Origin of the sequence: Actinomyces sp. MRS3W, assembly GCF_032465695.1 — a bacterium.
GTDB lineage: Bacteria > Actinomycetota > Actinomycetes > Actinomycetales > Actinomycetaceae > Actinomyces.
This window is the reverse complement of record NZ_JAWDJJ010000305.1, coordinates 1-2,757: the sequence shown is the minus strand read 5'-3', so window position 1 is coordinate 2,757 and position 2,757 is coordinate 1. Positions and strand designations below refer to the sequence as shown.

At 70.4% G+C, this 2,757-nt stretch carries 3 protein-coding genes; all 3 read right to left on the bottom strand.

Features of this window, described 5'->3' with window-relative positions; genetic code table 11:
• Positions 1-432, bottom strand: a 432-nt coding sequence (gene msrB, locus RWX45_RS11600; RefSeq protein ID WP_316023876.1) for a peptide-methionine (R)-S-oxide reductase MsrB, incomplete at its 3' end; no start/stop codon positions are given.
• Positions 433-532: 100 nt separating this feature from the next.
• Positions 533-2,119: a mechanosensitive ion channel family protein gene (locus RWX45_RS11595; protein WP_316023875.1), complete on the bottom strand. Its 1,587-nt coding sequence runs from the start codon at positions 2,117-2,119 to the stop codon at positions 533-535.
• Between the two features lie 66 nt (positions 2,120-2,185).
• Positions 2,186-2,757: arginase family protein (locus tag RWX45_RS11590; protein ID WP_316023874.1), on the bottom strand; the 572-nt coding region annotated here is incomplete at its 5' end.

The following is a 2,757-nucleotide window of genomic DNA, read 5'->3' as shown; positions in this document are numbered from 1 at the left end:
GGCCTCGAAGGTGAGGCTCACGGAGTTCATGCAGTAGCGCTGACCGGTGGGGGTGGTGGGGGCGTCGTCAAAGACGTGTCCGAGGTGGCTGTTGCAGACGGCGCAGCGCACCTCGGTGCGCACCATGCCGTGGGAAGTGTCGGTGGAGAGCACGACGGCGTCGGTGTTGCTGGGGTCGTAGAAGGAGGGCCAGCCGCAGTGGGAGTCGAACTTGGTGGTGGAGCGGAACAACTCGGCGCCGCAGCCGCGGCAGCGGTAGATCCCCTCGCGGTGCTCATCCAGGAGAGCGCCGGTGAAGGGCCGCTCGGTGCCGGCCTCACGCAGCACGTGGTATTCGAGCGGGCTGAGCGTGGCGCGCCATTGGGCGTCGGTGCGGACGATGGCGGCGGGGTCGAGGCGGGGGCCGGCGTCCGGGCGGTCGGAGGTGCTCATGGCCTCATCGTGGTCCGTCGGAGCTGCATAGCCAAGCGTGCGCCGTCGTGCTCATCGCGAACTGGCGGCCAGAAGTGGATTGGGAGCGGGGCCGACGGCGTCAGTCCTCGTCCGCGTCGGTGCTGCTTTTGCCGATGCCCAGATAGTGCTGTTGCTCCTGCGTGGAGATGACGCCGGTCGCCTGCCCGGTGTCGGATAAGGATCGGGCGGAGCTCGGGGCATGTGCGACGTCGGTCGTCTGCTTCTCCTCGCCCGCCGCCTCGCGGGCGAGGATGCGGCGCCGGCGTACCTTGTCCCGCCGGGCGCGGCGCAGCTTCGCCCGTCCCTTGGCCGCGGCGCGCACGCGGGCGGCCTCGATCGGGTCGTCGGCGACGGTGCGTTGCACCGCCGTCGCCTCCCCCGCATCCCCGCCGTCGGGCTGCTGCAGCGTGACGAGCTCCTCGGCCAGACGGGCCACCTTCTCCGGTGTCGGATCCTCGGCGACCTCGACGTGGTCGACCTCAACCCGGGTGCGCGGCAGGGCGTAGGGCGCCTCGCGCTGCAACCAGGCCACGAGCTCCTCGCGCAGCTGGCACTGCAGGGTCCACACGTCCGCGTTGTTGGCGCCGGACACCGCCACCCGCACGGTCACCGTGGAGCCGGAGGTGTCGGTGACGTCGACAGACGCGACCCGGCCGTCCCACACGGTCGAGGCGGAAACGATCCGGTCCACCTCGGCGCGCAGCGCGGCCACGGGGACGCGCCAGTCCAGGTCGATGGTGAAGGTGCCGGTGAGCTGGCTGCCGCGCCGCGTCCAGTTGGCGAAGGGGTTCTGGGTGAAGTAGGTGGAGGGGAAGATGAGCCGGCGCCCGTCCCATACCCTCACCACCACGTAGCTCAGGGTGATCTCCTCAATGAAGCCCTGCTCGTCATTGACCACGACGACGTCGTCGACGCGGATGGCGTCGGTGGTGGCCAGCTGGATGCCCGCGAAGAGGTTGCCCAGGGTCGACTGGGCGGCGAGACCGGCGACGACAGAGACGAGGCCCGCGGAGGCCAACAGGGAGGCCATGGCCACACGCGCCGAGGGGAAGGTCATGGCCACCCCAACAAGCCCGACGATGACGATGATGACCTCGGCGACGCGCCGCAGCACCTGCGCCTGGGTGGTGATGCGCTTAGTGCGTCCGATGTCGCCCCGCGCCCGTACACCAAGCACGATCGAGGACTCCACGGCCTTGGCTGCCCCCACCACCACCCAGGTGGCGGACAGGATGATGCCGATGAGCAGGGCGTGGAGCACGAAGTGCGCCCAGTCCGGCTGCGACAAGTCGAAGAAGGCGATCTGCCCGCCGAGGAAGGCGCCGACGAGGGCGGCCATGACGTACATGGGGGTGCGGCAGAAGCGGATGAGCTCGGCGTACATGACGCGGCGCCGTCCCATGGTGCGCAGGACGACGACGAGGACGAACACCAGCGCGATGCCGATGATCGCACCCAGCCCGGCCCGCCACGCCAGGGCCAGCACGTCGGTGGTCGCTTCAACCACCGCCTCGGCGGTCTCGACAGCCTCCTCGGTTGCCGACGACGTCGCCGAGTCGGTCGCGGCGTCGGAATCCGCAGCGACAAGGGAACCGCCGGTCAGCCCGGCGGTGAGGGCACCAAGCGCTCGAGGGGAAGCGGCAACCGCCGCGGACGCGAAGACCATGCGCTCAGAGTAGAACCCCGCGCTGTGTGCCGGCTGTGCACTCCCGAAGCGCCGTCGTCGGATGCGTCACTCCGCGCCGGAGACCAGCGGCAGGCCAGCGAGGACGGCTCCGAGGGCGAGCAGTTCGCGTGGGTAGAACTCGGCCACGGTGAGCCCGACGACGTCGGCCGCCCGACCCAGGTCGGTGATGAGGCGATGCACCTCGCCCGCGCTCAGGCCGCCGGGGACGCGCCCGAGGCCGAAGGCCACCTCCCGGGCGTCGATGGTGTCGACGTCGAAGTGGATGGCGAGTCTGGAGGCGCCGGTGCCCTTGAACCAGTCGAGGAGAGCGTCGCTGTTTTCCCGCAGATCATCCGGGCCGAAGGCGGTGACGCCCCAGCCGGTGACGTGGGGAGCGCAGTCGGGCTCCCATTCGTGCAGTCCAGCCCAGGCCACGCGGGCCGGGTCGAAGTGGGCGGGCAGATGCGCCAGTACCTCGGCGTCACCCTTGCCCACCAACGCCGTCACCGCCATGGCGTGGTAGCCGTCGTAGCCGGTGTCGGGGGTGTCGACGTCGGGGTGTGAGTCGATCCAGATCATCGCCAGATCGTCGTCGTACTTGTTGGCGAGCCAGGCGAAGGGGGCCACGGAGACCGCAC